The 16853-nt window shown below is 36.6% G+C and carries 16 protein-coding genes; 11 read left to right on the top strand and 5 right to left on the bottom strand.

Annotated elements, in window-relative coordinates; genetic code table 11:
* Positions 1 to 138: 138 nt before the first annotated feature.
* On the bottom strand, positions 139 to 1023 hold the full coding sequence (locus FC19_RS00825; protein ID WP_057875090.1) for a sunset domain-containing protein: 885 nt from the start codon (positions 1021 to 1023) through the stop codon (positions 139 to 141).
* A 436-nt stretch (positions 1024 to 1459) separates the two neighbouring features.
* Between FC19_RS00825 and FC19_RS00820 the strand changes: the two genes are divergently transcribed.
* Both FC19_RS00820 and FC19_RS00815 read left to right on the top strand, forming a co-directional pair.
* On the top strand, positions 1460 to 1840 hold the full coding sequence (locus FC19_RS00820; protein WP_157061224.1) for a hypothetical protein: 381 nt from the start codon (positions 1460 to 1462) through the stop codon (positions 1838 to 1840).
* Between the two features lie 122 nt (positions 1841 to 1962).
* Positions 1963 to 2745, top strand: coding sequence for a tyrosine-protein phosphatase (locus FC19_RS00815; RefSeq protein ID WP_057875088.1), 783 nt, complete (start codon positions 1963 to 1965; stop codon positions 2743 to 2745).
* A gap of 151 nt (positions 2746 to 2896) precedes the next feature.
* Here the strand turns inward: FC19_RS00815 and FC19_RS00810 are convergent, their stop codons facing one another.
* Positions 2897 to 3586, bottom strand: a complete 690-nt coding sequence (locus FC19_RS00810) for a beta/alpha barrel domain-containing protein (protein ID WP_057875087.1) — start codon at positions 3584 to 3586, stop codon at positions 2897 to 2899.
* Between the two features lie 236 nt (positions 3587 to 3822).
* On the opposite strand from FC19_RS00810, the gene FC19_RS00805 reads away from it, so the two are divergent.
* Together FC19_RS00805 and FC19_RS00800 are read left to right on the top strand one after the other, a co-directional pair.
* Positions 3823 to 4728 (top strand): phosphatase PAP2 family protein, encoded by a 906-nt coding sequence (locus FC19_RS00805; protein ID WP_057875086.1) that lies wholly within the window; start codon positions 3823 to 3825, stop codon positions 4726 to 4728.
* A gap of 253 nt (positions 4729 to 4981) precedes the next feature.
* Entirely contained in the window at positions 4982 to 5854 is an 873-nt protein-coding gene (locus FC19_RS00800; protein WP_057875085.1) for a cation diffusion facilitator family transporter, read from the top strand.
* 332 nt (positions 5855 to 6186) lie between these two features.
* Here the strand turns inward: FC19_RS00800 and metF are convergent, their stop codons facing one another.
* Together metF and metE are read right to left on the bottom strand one after the other, a co-directional pair.
* On the bottom strand, positions 6187 to 7062 hold the full coding sequence (gene metF / locus FC19_RS00795) for a methylenetetrahydrofolate reductase [NAD(P)H] (RefSeq protein WP_057875084.1): 876 nt from the start codon (positions 7060 to 7062) through the stop codon (positions 6187 to 6189).
* Complete coding sequence (gene metE, locus FC19_RS00790) at positions 7052 to 9316, bottom strand: 5-methyltetrahydropteroyltriglutamate--homocysteine S-methyltransferase (protein ID WP_057875083.1); 2265 nt, start codon at positions 9314 to 9316, stop codon at positions 7052 to 7054. The genes metF and metE overlap by 11 nt, the downstream gene beginning before the upstream one ends.
* Positions 9317 to 9458: 142 nt before the next feature.
* Here metE and FC19_RS00785 point away from each other — a divergent pair, with 142 nt between their 5' ends.
* From FC19_RS00785 to FC19_RS00765, 5 genes are all read left to right on the top strand, one after another.
* Entirely contained in the window at positions 9459 to 10391 is a 933-nt protein-coding gene (locus FC19_RS00785; protein ID WP_057875082.1) for a LysR family transcriptional regulator, read from the top strand.
* 230 nt (positions 10392 to 10621) lie between these two features.
* Positions 10622 to 12046 carry an amino acid ABC transporter substrate-binding protein/permease gene (locus FC19_RS00780; RefSeq protein WP_338037332.1) on the top strand — a complete coding sequence of 475 codons (1425 nt, stop codon included), beginning with the start codon at positions 10622 to 10624 and terminating at the stop codon, positions 12044 to 12046.
* The gene (locus tag FC19_RS00775; protein WP_057875080.1) at positions 12046 to 12786 is read left to right on the top strand and encodes an amino acid ABC transporter ATP-binding protein; all 741 of its coding nucleotides are present in this window, start codon (positions 12046 to 12048) and stop codon (positions 12784 to 12786) included. Before FC19_RS00780 ends, FC19_RS00775 begins: the two co-directional genes overlap by 1 nt.
* A gap of 99 nt (positions 12787 to 12885) precedes the next feature.
* Positions 12886 to 13152 (top strand): hypothetical protein, encoded by a 267-nt coding sequence (locus FC19_RS00770; RefSeq protein ID WP_057875079.1) that lies wholly within the window; start codon positions 12886 to 12888, stop codon positions 13150 to 13152.
* Between the two features lie 242 nt (positions 13153 to 13394).
* On the top strand, positions 13395 to 14603 hold the full coding sequence (locus FC19_RS00765) for an MFS transporter (protein ID WP_057875120.1): 1209 nt from the start codon (positions 13395 to 13397) through the stop codon (positions 14601 to 14603).
* 114 nt (positions 14604 to 14717) lie between these two features.
* Here FC19_RS00765 and FC19_RS00760 read toward each other — a convergent pair whose 3' ends face one another.
* Positions 14718 to 15047, bottom strand: coding sequence for a hypothetical protein (locus FC19_RS00760; RefSeq protein ID WP_057875078.1), 330 nt, complete (start codon positions 15045 to 15047; stop codon positions 14718 to 14720).
* A 117-nt stretch (positions 15048 to 15164) separates the two neighbouring features.
* On the opposite strand from FC19_RS00760, the gene FC19_RS00755 reads away from it, so the two are divergent.
* On the top strand, positions 15165 to 15854 hold the full coding sequence (locus tag FC19_RS00755; protein ID WP_057875077.1) for a histidine phosphatase family protein: 690 nt from the start codon (positions 15165 to 15167) through the stop codon (positions 15852 to 15854).
* Complete coding sequence (locus tag FC19_RS00750) at positions 15847 to 16848, top strand: serine hydrolase domain-containing protein (RefSeq protein WP_057875119.1); 1002 nt, start codon at positions 15847 to 15849, stop codon at positions 16846 to 16848. The genes FC19_RS00755 and FC19_RS00750 overlap by 8 nt, the downstream gene beginning before the upstream one ends.
* Positions 16849 to 16853 lie beyond the last annotated feature (5 nt).

Below are 16853 nucleotides of genomic sequence, written 5' to 3'. Positions count from 1 at the left end.
TTCTTTGTAGTTAACTGATGATTAATCCTCCAAAACTTGGTATTTAACGACCGATCTTTAGGGATCTTTTAGTACATTTATGTTTTTTTAAGAAAGAGTTTTAAGAGTTCAATAATTGATCTGGATGTTTGATAAAATTTAACGCAAGGCTTTTCTGTATCCTTGTGCTTGCGCTTCTTGTTCATTATCAAAGTAAACAGCATTACCAGAATTCATATGGTATCCTGCTTGTCCCGGAACATGATAAATGTGTGATTTGGAGTTCCCAATTATTTGGCCTTGAGTGCCTGTGTATAAATCGTCTCCTCCAGTACTGTTACTATTATTGGTGTTGGCCTGTGCTGCAGCAGATGAACTGGCAGCGGCTTCAGATGATGCTGCGGCGGAACTTGATGCTGCGGCATTTTTAGACGATTGTTCAGCAGCTTCACTTTGGGCCTTAGCAGCACTCGAAGATTGCGCTTCTCTGGATGATTCCTCAGCTGCGGAACTTGATGCCGCAGCTTTAGACGATTCTTTAGCAACGCTGCTGGCAGATTCTTCTGCCGCAACGCTTGATGATACAGCTGCTTTTGAACTGGCAATTGCTGATAAATACGAATCTGATTGATTATAGATGTTGATCCTTTGGTTGCTGTGTTTATTTCCAGCAGTTGCAATTACTTTGAGATTTAGCTTTTTCTTGGAATCATCAAGTTGAACTCGTATTTTAAAATGTTTACCTTTTTTAATACTCTTTTTTGCTGTTTTAAAATGTTTACCTTTGACAGAAAGTTTAACATTTTTAACGGCTTTTCCCTTGATAAAAAACACACCGTGTTCATTTGTTTCGTATCTGGATGAAAGAGAATTCTTTTTCGAAGTGAAATGAATAAGCTTTTTCTGACTGACCTGTGCTGCGTTTATCTTCTCGGTAGACCCTGTGTCCATGGAAGGTATAATTGCAAGCGAGAATGAAAAAAATGAAAGTATGAATATACTAGCCTTAGACAAATTATGTATAATCTTTGCTGAATGATGCATTTTAAATCCCCCTATTATAGTAAAACAGCTTTTAAGGTCATCGATTTTTGGACCGTTGTCACATTTTAATAAAATCTTATAATTTTCTTAACGTTTTTTATAATAGCATACTTTTTGTTAAATAGTGTAGTTTTTGTTTACTATGTTACACTATATTTAAACTTAATCTCTTAATTTCATTGCTGATCTTTAAAAAGCATCAAAATGTATTAAGAAAGCTGCTTTGAAAATTTAGTTGTAGGTTCTAGGAAAGGAGAGTATGAAGTAGGTTCTACAAGAGGATGTTAGTAATGATGATTTAAGTTCTAAGATCCTCGATGAATAGGTTGATTGGGCTGTACAGCTATGATGAGATGGAAAGCTGTTGTAAAGCAAAAACAAGTTAGGCAAATGATGAGTGTTTTATACCGCTTTCATTGTATAATTAGATTGATTTATGAATTTGACAGGTGGTGAAATCATGCTGCATGAGTACGAGCCGAATGACGACATTAGAGATCAGGTGAGAATTATTATACGAAATTTTAATGAGATCCAAGCAGTTTATCTCATAGATGCTAATTACGATAATTCTGTCCATGAGACTAAAAAGCATGTGTTTGTCATTGACAATGCGTGTAATTCTTGTCAAGAATTGCTGAAATATTATAAAACTGGTGTAAAAAACAGAGCAGATTTGGAATTTTTGATTAGGAAAGCAAAATATATATTAGCAAAGCTAATGCAATTGCATGATAGTACTACTCAAAAAGAGTGGAACTTTATCAAGATGGAGATCGAATTGTTACGATTACGTTTTGACAATAAATTTTTGTGATAATATATCACTATTTAATTAAGCAGGCAGTCGCCTTGAATTGTTGAAGATCAGTAGGACTATGAATAGCAAAGTGGGTAATGTTTTTATTGATTTGAAGTTAATATATGAGGTGATCAAAGTTGAAACCGGAGAGAATCTTAAACGTTACTAACAGTGTAAATCTAAGAGAGCTCGGAGGATATAAAACGCACGATGGTCGAATGATTCAATGGAAAAAATTGCTTCGATCGGGGGACATGAGTCGACTGTCGAATAAAGCAGCTAAACAGTTATTCAAGTATGGTCTCAATTATGTGATAGATCTGCGATCACCATTTGAATGCGAAATGTCCCCAGATCATCTTCCCAAGCACGTGATTTATCGTTCTTATCCTGTCTATCCTATGGGTGATACAGGTTCTTCTGATCTTCCTATTGTAGATAATGAGGATGAACTATATGGGAATGACTTTTCAGAACCATATGCAACAATGATTCTCAGTAGACATTCCCAACTTGCATTTCGCATGATGTTTGCTAAATTGCTGGACAATGCGGAAAGAGCGAAGTCTTTGCTGTTTCATTGTGCAGCAGGGAAAGATCGCACTGGAGTTGCTTGTTTTTTGGTTCTATCTGCACTTGGAATTGATTATCAGATTATTAGACGAGACTATTTATTGACTAATCTTGTATATGAATCAGTAGATCAAAGTGATCTGCGAAAAAAACTCCAGAATGATGATTTAATGGACTTTATTAATGAAATGAATTCTTCATTTTATGTTCAAGGAAGCTCACTGGATAAAGCACGTCAAGCACTTATAATTAATTATGGGAGCGTCCGTGAGTATATGCATACTGCTATGCAGCTGTCCGATAAGGACTTGAGCGATCTGCAGCAAATTTATTTGAAAAGAATATAAAATCGTCAACCTCTAGTTCCAGTTCAGATTATGGATGTGAAATAATAGGGGATAGTTCATTGTGCCTTGCTGTTTTGTAGTTTTGAAACAAGGTAAATAAAAAGATCTTCAGCAAGAGTGAAGATCTTTTTGTAATAATTGAAGATGAATATTAGCTTTCTTGTCGATACTTCTCCATTTTCTTTTGGAAGGTGGCTTCTGTCACACCATATGCAGTAAAAGTAATTGCATTGGCGCCTGCATTGATCGTTTTCTTTATTTGTTCATCAGATTTTCCACCAGACGCAATTATTGGGAAATTGGGTGCGATATCTGCTAATTCTTCTCGCAGCCAACGAACTAGTTCAGCCGTCTCTTTTCCACCAGCAACATTGAAAGCTTTAACACCGGCGTCAATTCTTTCTCTGATATTTATATTTTTGTTTACTACAGTGTAGATAATTGGGACATCGACAGCTTTACCGACACTAATGACGGTCTCAAGCGGAGTAGGCGCATTCAGAACGACAGCCTGTGCTCCGTTTTCTTCTGCAAAGAAACCAATTGTGGCTGAACGAAGACCCTTTGTAAGGCCACCACCAATTCCGGCAAGGATTGGAACATTAGATACTGTCGAGATAGCTTGAAGTATCTTGGTATTAGGTGTCCAGGGATAAACAGCTAAAACAGCATCTGCATTGCAATTAGCGATCACTGCGACATCCATTGTATAGATAATACTCTTAATCCGTTTACCGAAGAGGTTGATGCCAGATGCATCTCTAATGACAGCTGGTGTTTCAACGATATCTGATCGTAATTTTGAAGTTAAGTTTGGTACGGCTTTTTTGGGTTCTAACATAATTTGACCTCGATTTTTTAGTGGTTTATAAGATAGTTTTTAAATCAAGTATAAATTGTTTCCTTACTGAGATAAATTATAAAAATAAAAACGTCTAATAGCAAATATTATGGTGATTTTTCGATAATTAAAATTTTTACACTTTATTTACATGTTTAGAGACAATTTATGAGCAATTTTTTACAAACAAACGATATTATTAAAGCGATTCAAGTATTGGGAAGGAGAGTGGAATTATGTCTGATGTTTCAAAAAGAAAATTATTTGTAATTGCGGTAATAACCTGTGGGCTTTTGCTAACTGTTGCATCTTTTGGAGATCTAGCAATTAGTAATACCATGATCAATTATAACAGTGTTTTCGGAACTATTTTTCAAACCTTTGGAGAATTTCCCGTTTATTTTATTTTTGTCTTGAGTGGTGAGGTCGCGATAGTTTATGCAATTCGATGTAAAGAAGATAAGTTATTTGCGGTTCCGTTATTTCTAGGTGGATTTTCACTGTCGGCGTGGCAGATCAAGCAATATTTAAATGAAGTCTCAAGTTATTCGATTGCTGCTTTAACCAATATACATAACAATAAATCAATAGGGTTAGCTAATAGTGACGCTGCTACGGCTAGTCTATCAACAAAGGAAGCACTCATTCTTTGGCTTGTCGTATATATCTGTATTACTTTACTTATCGCTTTTTGGTTGAAGAACAAAAGCGACGAACAGATAAAAAAATACTTACTAATTGGTATTTTTGCTTCGTTGACTGTATGGTTTTCTCTCGAAGTAAACGGGGCACTCAAGGACTTTTGGGGACGGGTTCGTCCGTACGAATTAAGTGCATCGCAGCACGATTTTACCTCATGGCTACATCCTAATGGCGTTAACGGTCACAAATCGTTTCCTTCAGGACACACGATGTCCGGAACGCTTTGCATTGTTTTTTCATGGTTTGCCACGGGAATAAGACGTAGGCGACTCTGGATATTCGGAGTTGTCTATGGTGCTGTTTTAGGATTGTCACGGTTAATTATTGGTGCGCACTTTTTGTCAGATATTGTTTTTTCTTATTTTTTGACTGCATTTTTCATTTTTATTATGCGTAGTTTATATGATCATATAATAGAAAAAAATCTAAAATTACACTAGTTAGAATGGTATTCAAAATATGAGAAACAGTCTTTAAGAGATTTCTTTAAGAAGTTTAGAGGTTACGGCTTGAGCCCGATAGAAAACAAACGATATTCTTATTCTACAATTACTGCTCGAGGGTTCTTCCTTAGCTTATTTGACCAGCTTTCAATGCTGGCTTGCCACCATTGAAAGCATTTTTATTTTGATAGACCCGTCCTCCGTTTTGGGTTAAAATAAGTTATCAGTTGTAATTATAAGGGGTGATTCGGTGAGTAAATATAGAAAACAATATGGGTTGCCTTTCAAACTGGGAATTGGTTTGAATACCATATATATCATTTTTGAACTGACTTTTGGTGTACTATTTGGCTCGGTCGCATTGATGACGGATGCTATGCATAATTTAAGTGATGTTTTGGGGCTTTTTGTGTCATGGTTTGCCGGCATTATTAGTTTTAAAAAGAGAACTCCCAAAATGACCTATGGTTACAAGCAAGCTACCGTTTTAGGAGCTTTTGCTAACGCGGTTTTTGTTCTAGCTGCAATGGTCTGGATCATTATTGAAGCAATTGCAAATTTTGGTGCGGAAAAAACAAATCAAGGGCTTGGAATCGCTGGGGTTGCATTATTGGGTGTTTTCATCAACTTTGCTACTGCTTTTCTTTTTCAGAAAGATAGTAAAAAAGACTTAAATATCAAAGGAGCCTTTTTGCATATGGCAGCCGATGGGATGGTTTCATTGGGAGTTGTATGTTCAGGTCTCCTAGTTAGTGTAACTGGGTGGGGCTTTATCGATTCACTAACCAGTATAATAGTTGCTGCTTTGGTCATCTATTCTTCATGGGGACTGTTAAGACAATCCTTGCAGTTGCTAATGTCTGCAGTCCCAGATGATGTGGACGTAGAGAAGATTACACAAGTTATTAAAAGTTTTGCTGAGGTGAAGGATTACCATGATCTACATGTTTGGGGAATAGGTACAAATGATGTGGCTGTATCGGTTCATATAGAACTTAAAAAGAATGTTGAACCTGCTGTTATTTTGGAGTTGCTTACGAATAATTTAAAAAAAATAAACAAGGTTACACATACTGTGATTCAAATTGATTGCCCTCAAGCAGAAGTTGAAAATGATTTTTAAAACGTTATAAGAGCAACTTTAAGATAAATAGACTAACGAGTGTTTTAGGTAAACACAGTAAAATTGTTTATTGGATAAGTTTAAAAAGCGACCTTATTTCAATTGAGAATAAGGCCGCTTTTTTGTGGTCATAACGGTTAGGTAATGCTTACTGTTAAAAAAAGATAGTGAATAATGGAAAATAAGTTTCTTGTGTGTTGGTATTCTGAAGACCGATGCTTTATTTGATTTTTTATACCAATAAAATATTGCAAAACAGATTATACATTTTGGTTATAAAAAAGAATCGTGATAAGTTTCTATCGCAATCCCTCTGAGTTTAACTTGTGTTTTTACTGATTATTTAGTTGTTTATTGTTTGTTTTGAATAAAGAACCAATTGTTTTTTGAATGCTAAGGGCCGTTTCGGCATGATTCATCGTGTATAAATGGATACCTGCAGCACCACGTGTAATTAAATCGGCAATCTGATCGACTGCATATGCTAGACCAGCTGTTCGGAGTGATTCAGGATCATTCTCATACTTGTCAAAAATTGCCATAAATTTTTTAGGAAGATGAGCTGAAGTCGTCTTGATTAAGCGTAAAGCCTGTTTTCGATTAGTTATAGGCATAATACCTGCTATGATAGGTATGTTAATTCCAGCTAAAGCGCAATTTTCCTTAAAAGCAAAAAACTTATCATTGTCAAAAAACAACTGGGTGATCAACTGGTTGCATCCAACATCGACTTTCTGTTTCAAGTAATGGATATCTGAAACTAAATTGGGTGATTCTGGATGAATTTCAGGATAACATGCTCCTGAGATTTCAAAAGAAGGTTCTTGGGCACGAACAAACTTAATTAAATCACTAGCGTAATTGAAGTCGTTTTTGCGTGGAATCCGGGGTATAATGTCGCCACGAAGGGCAAGCACTTGATGAATATTTAGGGAATCTAATTCTGTTAATATTCTTTTAACCTGATTCGCACTGAGATAAGCAGCTGGCAAGTGGGCAATTGCAGGAATATCTAATGTATTATTGATATAGTCGGCCAGCTTGAGTGTCGTTTTTTCAAAGTCACTTTTGTTATTACTGCAGGTAACGCTGATAAAGTGGGGTTTGAGGTTCTGCAATTGATCAAGGGTCGTCACAATATTATCCGTACCGATTTGAGTATTTGGTGGGAAGACTTCGAAGGATAAAGAAGGATGGTTATCGTTCACATTTCCCCAGCTCCTTTCGAATTTCGCGTGTTGCGCTCGTCAAATTTTTTAGACTTGCTTTTGTTTCTTGCTCACCCCGTGTTTTAAGTCCACAATCAGGATTAATCCAGATTTTCTGTTCTGGAACTTTCTGTAGAATTTTATGGATCGCATTCTTAATCTCATTGACTGAAGGTACACGCGGTGAATGAATATCATACACACCCGGACCGACTTCGGTTTGAAAATGCTTTGCTTGTAGTTCATCCAAAATTTCAAGGTTAGAACGTGAGGCTTCAAAAGAGATAACATCTGCATCCATATTATCGATTGCAGGGATGATATCGGTAAATTCACTGTAGCACATATGCGTATGTATCTGAGTTTCAGGCCTAACTTTGCTATGCACTAACCGGAAAGCCGGAATTGCCCAATCTAGATATTCACTGTACCAATCACTTTTGCGCAACGGAAGTTTTTCACGCAAAGCAGCTTCGTCGATTTGAATGATACGAATACCGTTGGCTTCAAGATCAAGCACTTCTTCTTGAATTGCGAGCGCAATTTGAAGTGTTGATTCACGTACTGAGATGTCTTCTCGTGGAAATGACCAGTTCAAAATTGTTACTGGTCCAGTCAGCATGCCTTTGACAATTTTATCAGTTTGTTCTTGGGCGTACTTAGACCATTTAACTGTGATCGGTTTTTGGCGTGTAACATCTCCCCAAATGATAGGTGGTTTAACGCCTCGTGTCCCATAGGATTGAACCCAGCCATTTTTACTGAAAAGGTAACCGCTCAAATTTTGCCCAAAATATTCGACCATATCATTACGTTCGAATTCACCGTGTACTAGGATGTTAAGTCCAATCTCTTCTTGCCATTTAAGCCACTCGTTGATTTTTGCAGCAATGAACGTGTCATATTCTTTTTGTTCTAGTTCATGACGTTTAAACTGTGCACGCATTTTTTTAACTTCACGGGTTTGTGGAAACGAGCCGATCGTAGTGGTCGGCAGAATTGGCAGTTTGAATTCTTTTTTCTGGATAGCTTCTCGTTTTGAAAATTCTGGGGTACGAACAAATGAATCTTCAGTTAAATTTGCAATTTTTTCTTTTAGCGCTAGATGGCTCTTAATACGATTTCCAGTAAACAGTTGTTGATTTTTGACGAGTGCTCCACTAGATTGGCCTTCCAAGATAGAAGAAAGTTCGCCAAGTTCACCAAGCTTTTCTTTTGCGAATGCAAAATGTTTTTTTATTTCAGGCTTGAAATCTTCATTGGCTACACTGAACGGAACATGCAGTAATGAACATGAAGTTGAAAGAACAGTATTTTTTGCAGGTATTTGACGAATAATTTTCAGTGTTTGCTGATAATTATTACGCCAGATATTCTTGCCATTGACAACTCCTGCAAACAAAATCTTTTCATCAGGGAAACCATTTTTTACAAGTTCCAGGTTTTTTCGACCTTCGATAAAATCAAGACCAAGGCCATCGAAATCAAGGTTGACTAAATCGGAATAGTTATCACGTACATCACCGAAATAGGTTTGAAGCAAAATTTTTAAATTACCCTTTTTAGTTAGTAACTTCTCGTATATTTTGTTGAATAAAGTTCGATCCTCTGTAGACATATCCTTTACGAGAGATGGTTCATCAAATTGCAACCAAGTTGCGCCTAGTTCATTAAACTTTGAGGTTACTTCTGCATAAGCAACAGTAATTTGTGTGACAAAATCTTCGGCTTTGACGTCTTCAGCAAAGTCACTCAGTTTAAGCAGCGTGTAAGGACCAACCAGCGTGGGGTGAGTATTGATTCCAGCAGTTTTTGCTTCCATGAATTCAGAAAAAATTTTGTTACCCACTAATTTAATCCGTGTTTTTTTATCGAATTGAGGCACGAGATAGTGATAGTTAGTGTTAAACCATTTTTTCATCGGTAAAGCCTTGATGTCACCTTGCTTCCCTTGATAGCCGCGAGCAAGGGCAAAATATTCGTCAAGAGTATCTAATCCTAAGTTTTCGGCTTCTTGTGGAAGAATATTAAATAAAAATGCTGTGTCAAGTATCGTATCGTAGAATGAAAAATCATTGCTAGGGATATAATTGATACCAGCTTTTTGCAGAAGTTTCCAATGTTTTAGACGTAGTTGAGCTGCTTTAGCAAATAGTTCTTTTTGAGTGATTTCGTTACGAAAGTACTTTTCGGTATTAAACTTTAGTTCGCGATTCTCGCCGATACGCGGGAATCCAATGACAGATGTGACCATAGAATTCTCCTCCTTATACTGTTACGAATAAGGTAACATTATATTTGCTTATTGGATAAGTGATAGAATTGATTATTTGTTATAGTTTAAAACTATAAGGTTGTGGTAAAATTAAAATATAATTTTCAACAGGAGGCAAGGGATGCGTTTAGAACAGCTTGAATATTTAGAAATGATCGTTAAAACTGGTTCTTTTAATGAGGCTGCTAAAAGACTTTTTTTGACGCAACCCAGTCTTTCTAATGCAATTAAAAATTTAGAGGAAGAATTAAAAGTTAAGCTTTTGCTGCGAACAAAAACTGGTGTTTCGCTAACAGATGATGGTAGAGAATTCATGAGTTATTCTCGTCAAGTAACTGATCAAGTCAGTTTACTGAAGGAGCGATATAAAAAACATGAACCACGTAAAAAGTCATTTTCTGTTTCCGCTCAGCATTATGCGTTTGTAGTGAATGCATTTGTTGAACTATTAAAGGGCTTGGATGTTGACGAGTACAATTTTACCTTACGTGAAACAGAGACACAGAATATTTTTGATGACTTAAACGAATTTAAGAGCGAAATTGGAATATTGTATTTAAATGATTTTAATAAAAAAGTTATGCAAAAAATTATGAAGGAAAATAATTTGGAATTTCAGCCTCTATTTGTCGCTAAACCGCACATTTTTGTCGGTTATTGCAATCCTTTGACTCAAAAAAAAAGTGTTAAATTGAAGGATCTTGAAGAATATCCTTATCTTTCATATGAACAAGGAGATGCAAATTCATTCTTTTTCGCTGAGGAGATCTTGAGTACGATCGTGCATAAAAAGAATATTAAAGTTAGTGATCGTGCTACGATTTTTAATCTTATGGCAGGAGTCAACGGTTATACGATTAGTTCTGGAATTATCAGCAGTGATTTAAACGATGACAAAATTGTTGCTATCCCACTTGAAGTTGAGGATTCAATGATACTTGGGTTAGTGAAACACAAACAAATCGATTTGAGCTTGACTGCAGTTCAATATCTGAAAATCTTAAAGCGGCATATTCGAAATTATGGTTTTGAGATCATCACTGAAGACGATTGAAAGAAAAACAAACAAACAAACAAACAAACAAACGTAACGTGTGATCTTTCAAAACGTTTTGCAAAACAAAGCTAAAAGTCGATTCCACTTTGAAAAATAAAGTATTTCTCCTTGTAAAACGCTATCAAATTAGTGATGTGCCATTTTATAACAGAAGTATGATATACTTATTAAAATCAAAAGGTATAGGGGAAGATAGAATGAAAAAAATTATTGCTCTGATAAGTTGTATGTTTGGCTTATTTGTATTTATGAATTATCATGAACCGCAGGTAAATGCTGCAGAGAAGACATATACAATTGGAACTGATGTAACGTTTCCCCCGTTTGTGTATGCTAACTCCAACAATAAGTATGTTGGAATTGATATGGAATTAATACGTTCGATTGCTAAGAAAGAAGGATTCAAGGTAGACATTAAGCCGATTGGTTTCAATGCTGCAGTTCAATCCTTGAGTTCTGGACAGATTGATGGTGTGATTGCAGGAATGACAATTACCGATGAGCGCCGTCAAAAATTTGATTTTTCGACTCCTTATTATAAGTCTGGAATTGTTATGGCAGTTGCTCCCAAAGGTGATGTTAAAAGCCTTAAGGACCTTAAAGGAAAAAAAGTTGCTGTTAAAACAGGAACAGCTGGTGCTACATATGCTAACTCCATCAAAGATCGCTATGGTTTTAAAACTGTAACTTTTGATGATTCGGATAACGTGTACAATGACGTTAAAAATGGAAACTCGGCTGCATGTTTTGATGATAGTGCGGTCTTGAATTATGGTGTTAAAACTGGTTTAGGACTTAAAGTTGTTACCAAACCGACTGATATTGGCAGTTATGGCTTTGCTGTTGAAAAAGGCAAGAACAAAGAATTGTTATCCAAGTTTAATTCTGGCCTGAAAAAGTTAAAGGCTAATGGTCAATATGATAAAATCATTAAAAAGTACACTGGTGAGTCAGCAACCGCATCTCAGAAAAAAGCGAATGATAAGGCTGATAGCGAAGGGCATACTTTTATAGGTTTAATAAAGCAAAACAAGTCCGCTATTCTCAGTGGTATCTTTGAAACGATTAAGTTAACGGTCGTATCAATAATTTGTGCTACAGTTTTTGGTGTTTTGATAGGGTTGCTCGGGGTGCTGCCAAGTAAATTTGCCCGTGGAGCATCAACAACAATTATTTATATATTCCGTGGTTTACCATTGCTTGTTTTAGCTCTGTTTATCTATAATGGTGTACCAAGTCTGACTGGATCTAAAGTGCCAGCCTTTATCGCAGGTATTATTACATTGACTTTGAATGAGGGGGCGTATACAGCTGCCTTTGTAAAAGGTGGAATACAGGCTGTTGATCCCGGACAGATGGAAGCTGCTCGAAGTTTAGGACTACCATTTGGAAGGTCAATGCGCAAAATTATCTTGCCTCAAGGAATCAAGATCATGATCCCATCGTTTATTAATCAGTTTATTATCACTCTGAAAGATACTTCGATTTTGTCAATTATCGGGATACTCGAATTGACACAAACTGGTAAAATTATTATTGCACGTAATTTAGAGGGCTTTAAAATTTGGACAATTATAGCTTTAATTTATTTAATAATTATTACAGTTTTGACACTGTTGTCCAAATGGGTAGAACGGAGGATCAATGATTAATGAAGAATTTAAAAGTTGATGTAACAGATTTAAAAAAGAATTTTGGCGATAATCATGTTCTAAAGGGAATTGATTTTAAGGTCGCTACAAACGAAGTAGTTGTCCTGATCGGCCCTTCTGGTTCTGGAAAGAGTACTTTGCTCAGGTGTTTAAACAGGTTAGAAGAGCCAACGTCTGGTAAAGTTGTTATTGATGGCAACAACATTAGTGACCCGAAAACAAATATTGACCAAGCACGCGAAAATATTGGTATGGTGTTCCAGCATTTCAATCTTTTCAATAATTTAACAGTGGGACAAAATGTTGAACTTGCTCCAGTTGAACTTGGTAAAATGTCTAAAGAAGAAGCGGTTGTAGCAGCAAAGAAACTTTTGAATACAGTTGGTTTGGATGATAAGTACGATGCGATGCCACAGTCTTTGTCTGGTGGACAGAAACAGCGTGTTGCAATTGCACGTGCACTTGCAATGAATCCAGATATCATGCTGTTTGACGAACCAACTTCTGCACTTGATCCTGAAATGGTTGGAGATGTTCTTGCCGTAATGAAGGATCTTGCTAAGAAGGGAATGACAATGGTTGTTGTTACACATGAAATGGGTTTTGCTAAAGAAGTTGCTGATCGCGTAGTCTTCATGGCTGATGGTAAAGTAATGGAAGAAGGAAAGCCTGAAGATGTCTTTGATAATCCTCAAAATGAACGTACTAAAACTTTCTTGGAGAAGGTTATCAATGTTTAAGATATGTGTGTGATACCTTGGTCTCTTCTGTTGTTGTGATTTAATACTTACTACGTCGAGTTGCTTTCTTATCTATTGGGATTACAGGGGTGATTTTACATGTTTAAAGTTGTTTTGGTTATGCATGAACCTTCTTCAAATGACTACTATCGAATGAATAAAACATATTTCGAAAGTATGCCAATCGCTGGTCAATATATTTATAATTCTGACGGATTAGCTTATCGAGTCGAAGAGGTTGCGGAGTTTGCAGGGTACGTCAGCAGCAAGGGAGCGACAACGATTTTAGTTGTGCATCCGGTCGATAAGAATGAGCCCGTGAGCAATTTGTATGGTTTGGATATCGAGCGCGACTTAGATGATTAATTAAGTTTGTATTTAATTTGAAGTATAAAAATGAATAGTGTTAAAAAACCCGAACTTTGTGCGGTCGCAGTGTGCTCAGCAAGATTACGCGATGCCTAGATCGGGTTTTTTTTATGGACGGGCAACCTTTTTTCTAGGATAATCAAAATGTGATACAAGGAAAAAATAAAAAGAAGACTATACTATTAGACATCGGTAATGTTATTATTAGAATATTGCTTAAAAGAAAGGATTGTTTTCGTGTGACTAAAGAGGTAGAAGAAAAGCGACAGGCTGTCTGGAAGAAGAGTTTTCTGATCCTGTGGATCGGGTGTTTCATCACGGCATTAGGATATTCAATGACAATGCCGTTTATCTCGCTGTACTTGGACACTTTGGGCCATTTTAACAAATGGGAACTTAATCTTTACTCCGGAATTGCATTTTCTATTACATATTTGTCACAAGCAATTGTCTCTCCCTTTTGGGGGAACTTGGCAGATCGCAAAGGTAGAAAGTTGATGTGTTTGCGAGCGTCTGGAGTTATGGCATTCACCATTTTTTTTGTAGGAATGGCACAGAGCGTTTTAATGGTTATTGTTTTACGTTTGCTTCAAGGAGCATTCTCAGGATACATTAATAACGCGACTGCATTAATGGCAGGTGAAACACCACATAAGAAAAGCGGTCAAGTAATGGGAAATTTGATGACTGCTAATGTGACAGGAACGCTACTAGGTCCTCTTTTTGGTGGATTTATTGCTGGGGCTGTTGGTTACCGAATGACCTTTTTCATCACAGGCATTTTAATGGGATTAGTCTTTGCACTGACTTTCTTGTATGTTACAGAACATTTCACCCCAATTTCTGCTAAAAAAATCAAACCAATGGGCAGGATTTTTCATGAGCTAAGGCAACCGAAGCTTATTATCGTAATGTTTTTAACAACTCTATTTGTGCAATCTTCATTGATGTCAATTTCACCAATTATCAGTTTGTTAGTACGTCAATTAATGAACGGTCACGGTAATGTTTCCCTAGTTAGTGGTTTTGTTGCGGCTATGCCAGGCTTTGGAACATTGCTTCTTGCTTCAAAAGTTGGACATCTGATGGATAAAATTGGACCGGAAAGAATCTTGCTAACAGGATTATTAGCTACTGCAATTATTTTTGTGCCAATGTTTTTTGTGACGGCGCCGTGGCAGCTGGGACTACTTCGCTTCTTACTAGGTCTCTCCAGTGCAGCAATGCTACCTGCAGTTCAGACAATTTTGACCCTTGATGTTCCTAGTGAAGCATTTGGACGTATTTTTAGTTATAATCAGTCGTTTCAAGCTGCTGGTGGAGTGGTGGGTCCAATGGTCGGATCACTTGTTTCGAGTTTATTTAGTTATGAAGCAGTCTTTCTCGTAACAGCGATGTTCATTGCAATTGATTTGTTGATAGTCATTCGTGTTGCTAGAAAAAACTAGTGTTGTATTTATTCAACGTATAGCTGAAAAAAGACTGAAGATAAGAATCTAGAGCAAGTCTAGTTTTTCACTTCAGCCTTTTTGTTATTTTCTTAACTAGTTTATTGGAATTAATTATTCATAAGATATTTCAAGCAAATAGCTTTTTGCATGTGTGATATGTGTGGTTGTGATCCAAACCTCTTTAAAATATGAGTCAGGCTGCTTAGTTTTTGTCTGATAGTGATTGAGTAATTCTCCGTGTTGTGCAATGAAATTAGTCTGCATTCTATTCACCATCAGCTTATTATCGGGAAAGTATATTTCTTGATCCGAAACTTGAACACTATCAGGAATGGCTAAACGAAGGACATTATTGTATGAGGTCCCTAGTTCTGTATAATGATCTGGATGACGTTTTAAAAAGGACAGTAAATTAAAAATAGAATCTGAGTTGCTTGCCACGTTGATCAATCCCTTATATTTAACTCAATTAGAGTTTATTTGGTATAATTGTACTATCTGATCGCCGATATGTAAAATTAGACAAAGAAAACAGCTGCTTGTAAGGAAGTGGAACGAATGATTGTTCATTTTTATTTAGTAAGACATGGTCAAACGGAAGTTAATCGACGTCGTCGACTTCAAGGTATTACCGATTCGCCACTGACTAAGAAGGGGATAGCTATGGCGAAAAGACTAGGTGATGATCTGTATGATGTAGAATTTACGGCAGTTTATACAAGTGATCTTAAACGTACGCAGAAAACAGCCCAGTATATTTTGGCACAAAACACTAAAAAAAAGCCGCCAATAGAAATAGCTCCAGGTTTGCGTGAACTTAATTTTGGAAATTATGAAGAAATGAAAAACAGAAAGCTTGTTCCAACAGTTTTAAGAAAAATAGGTTTGCGCAAAATTATTGCAGCCTTTCGGGAACAGCAACATGTTATGGCAGTAACCAATTTGTTTAAGATCATGGATACAGCAACTCAAATTGAAACCGCTCAGCAACTTAATCAGCGCATCACCCGCACTTTATTGGAAATTGCACATAAATACAATGATGAGCAAAGTGAGGTTAATATTTTGGTTGTTGCACATGCAATCGTACTTTCGGTCTTTATTGAGGGATTAAAAGGAGATGTCCCACTGCTTCTGTTAAAGAATGCGCGTGTGAGCAAGGTTGATTTTGAGAACGGCAATTTTAATATTGTTAGTATTAATCAAAAAAAATTAAACAGTAAACGAAGTGAAAATGATGATGAATAAGCGAACAGTGAAGATGCTCCATGAACTTGTAGACGAGAACGTTGTACCTGGGGTTTCGTATGCAATGCTGCACTGTGGTAGTCTTCAAGCTGAAGTTTTTGGAAGGCGTCAGATTGTTCCAGCTGAAAAAGAGATGAGCCCTGATTTGTTATACGATGTTGCATCTTTGACGAAGGTTATTGGAACAACAACAGTTATTTTAAAATTAATCGAAAACGGCAAGGTTAAGCTTGAAGACCCAGTCAAAAAGTTTTTGCCGAAATTTTCTGATCAGCGTGTTACGATTAGACATTTTTTGACACATACTTCGGCAATCACAGGTTATATAAAAAACCGTGATTCTTTGGACGCAAATGACTTAATAGAAGCACTTTATACGCTGCATATAGGAGAATGTTTTGAACAAAAGGTTGTATATACAGATATTGGAATGATTTTTCTGGGTTTGATTATTGAAAAGCTATATCAAAAACCGGTGCAAAGGGTAATAGTTTCAGAGGTGTTGCGGCCTTTGGGGATGAATGAGAGTACATTTGAACCGAATCCCACTGAATGTGTGCCAACTGAATTGTCGAAAAAACGTGGGCTTATTTGTGGACAGGTCCACGATCCTAAGGCTAATATTATTGGTGAACGTTGTGGGTCGGCTGGTCTTTTTACCTCTCTTCATGATTTGATTAAATTTTCAGCTTGGGTATTAGAGAATAAACCCAGAAAAAAAGTCTTGCAAGAGCAGACGATCAATGACTTATTTAGAGACCAAACGCCTAATGAAAATTTAGGAAGATCATTAGGTTGGGATCTGCGGTATAACAAACAAAAAGAAGCGTGTCTCTATCATACTGGGTTTACAGGGACATTCATTCTTTTGGATAAGAAGAAACAAGATGCTTTAATTGTTTTGACGAATAGAGTTCATCCGCATGCGACAAACGAGCTTTTTTTAGAGAAACGCGATAAAATAATTGCACAATATCTCGATGAAAAAGATTAAGGTAT

This window comes from Liquorilactobacillus aquaticus DSM 21051, from assembly GCF_001436755.1.
Taxonomy (GTDB): Bacteria; Bacillota; Bacilli; order Lactobacillales; family Lactobacillaceae; genus Liquorilactobacillus; species Liquorilactobacillus aquaticus.
The sequence above is the reverse complement of the archived record's forward strand: the minus strand, read 5'-3'. Positions and strand labels throughout refer to the sequence as shown.

Coding starts and splice junctions, on each gene's coding strand:
- FC19_RS00825 (WP_057875090.1), bottom strand. CDS start 1,023: ATGCATCATTCAGCAAAGATTATACATAATTTGTCTAAGGCTAGTATA.
- FC19_RS00820 (WP_157061224.1), top strand. CDS start 1,460: ATGAATTTGACAGGTGGTGAAATCATGCTGCATGAGTACGAGCCGAAT.
- FC19_RS00810 (WP_057875087.1), bottom strand. CDS start 3,586: ATGTTAGAACCCAAAAAAGCCGTACCAAACTTAACTTCAAAATTACGA.
- FC19_RS00805 (WP_057875086.1), top strand. CDS start 3,823: ATGTCTGATGTTTCAAAAAGAAAATTATTTGTAATTGCGGTAATAACC.
- metE (WP_057875083.1), bottom strand. CDS start 9,316: ATGGTCACATCTGTCATTGGATTCCCGCGTATCGGCGAGAATCGCGAA.
- FC19_RS00785 (WP_057875082.1), top strand. CDS start 9,459: ATGCGTTTAGAACAGCTTGAATATTTAGAAATGATCGTTAAAACTGGT.
- FC19_RS00780 (WP_338037332.1), top strand. CDS start 10,622: ATGTTTGGCTTATTTGTATTTATGAATTATCATGAACCGCAGGTAAAT.
- FC19_RS00775 (WP_057875080.1), top strand. CDS start 12,046: ATGAAGAATTTAAAAGTTGATGTAACAGATTTAAAAAAGAATTTTGGC.
- FC19_RS00770 (WP_057875079.1), top strand. CDS start 12,886: ATGTTTAAAGTTGTTTTGGTTATGCATGAACCTTCTTCAAATGACTAC.
- FC19_RS00755 (WP_057875077.1), top strand. CDS start 15,165: ATGATTGTTCATTTTTATTTAGTAAGACATGGTCAAACGGAAGTTAAT.
- FC19_RS00750 (WP_057875119.1), top strand. CDS start 15,847: ATGAATAAGCGAACAGTGAAGATGCTCCATGAACTTGTAGACGAGAAC.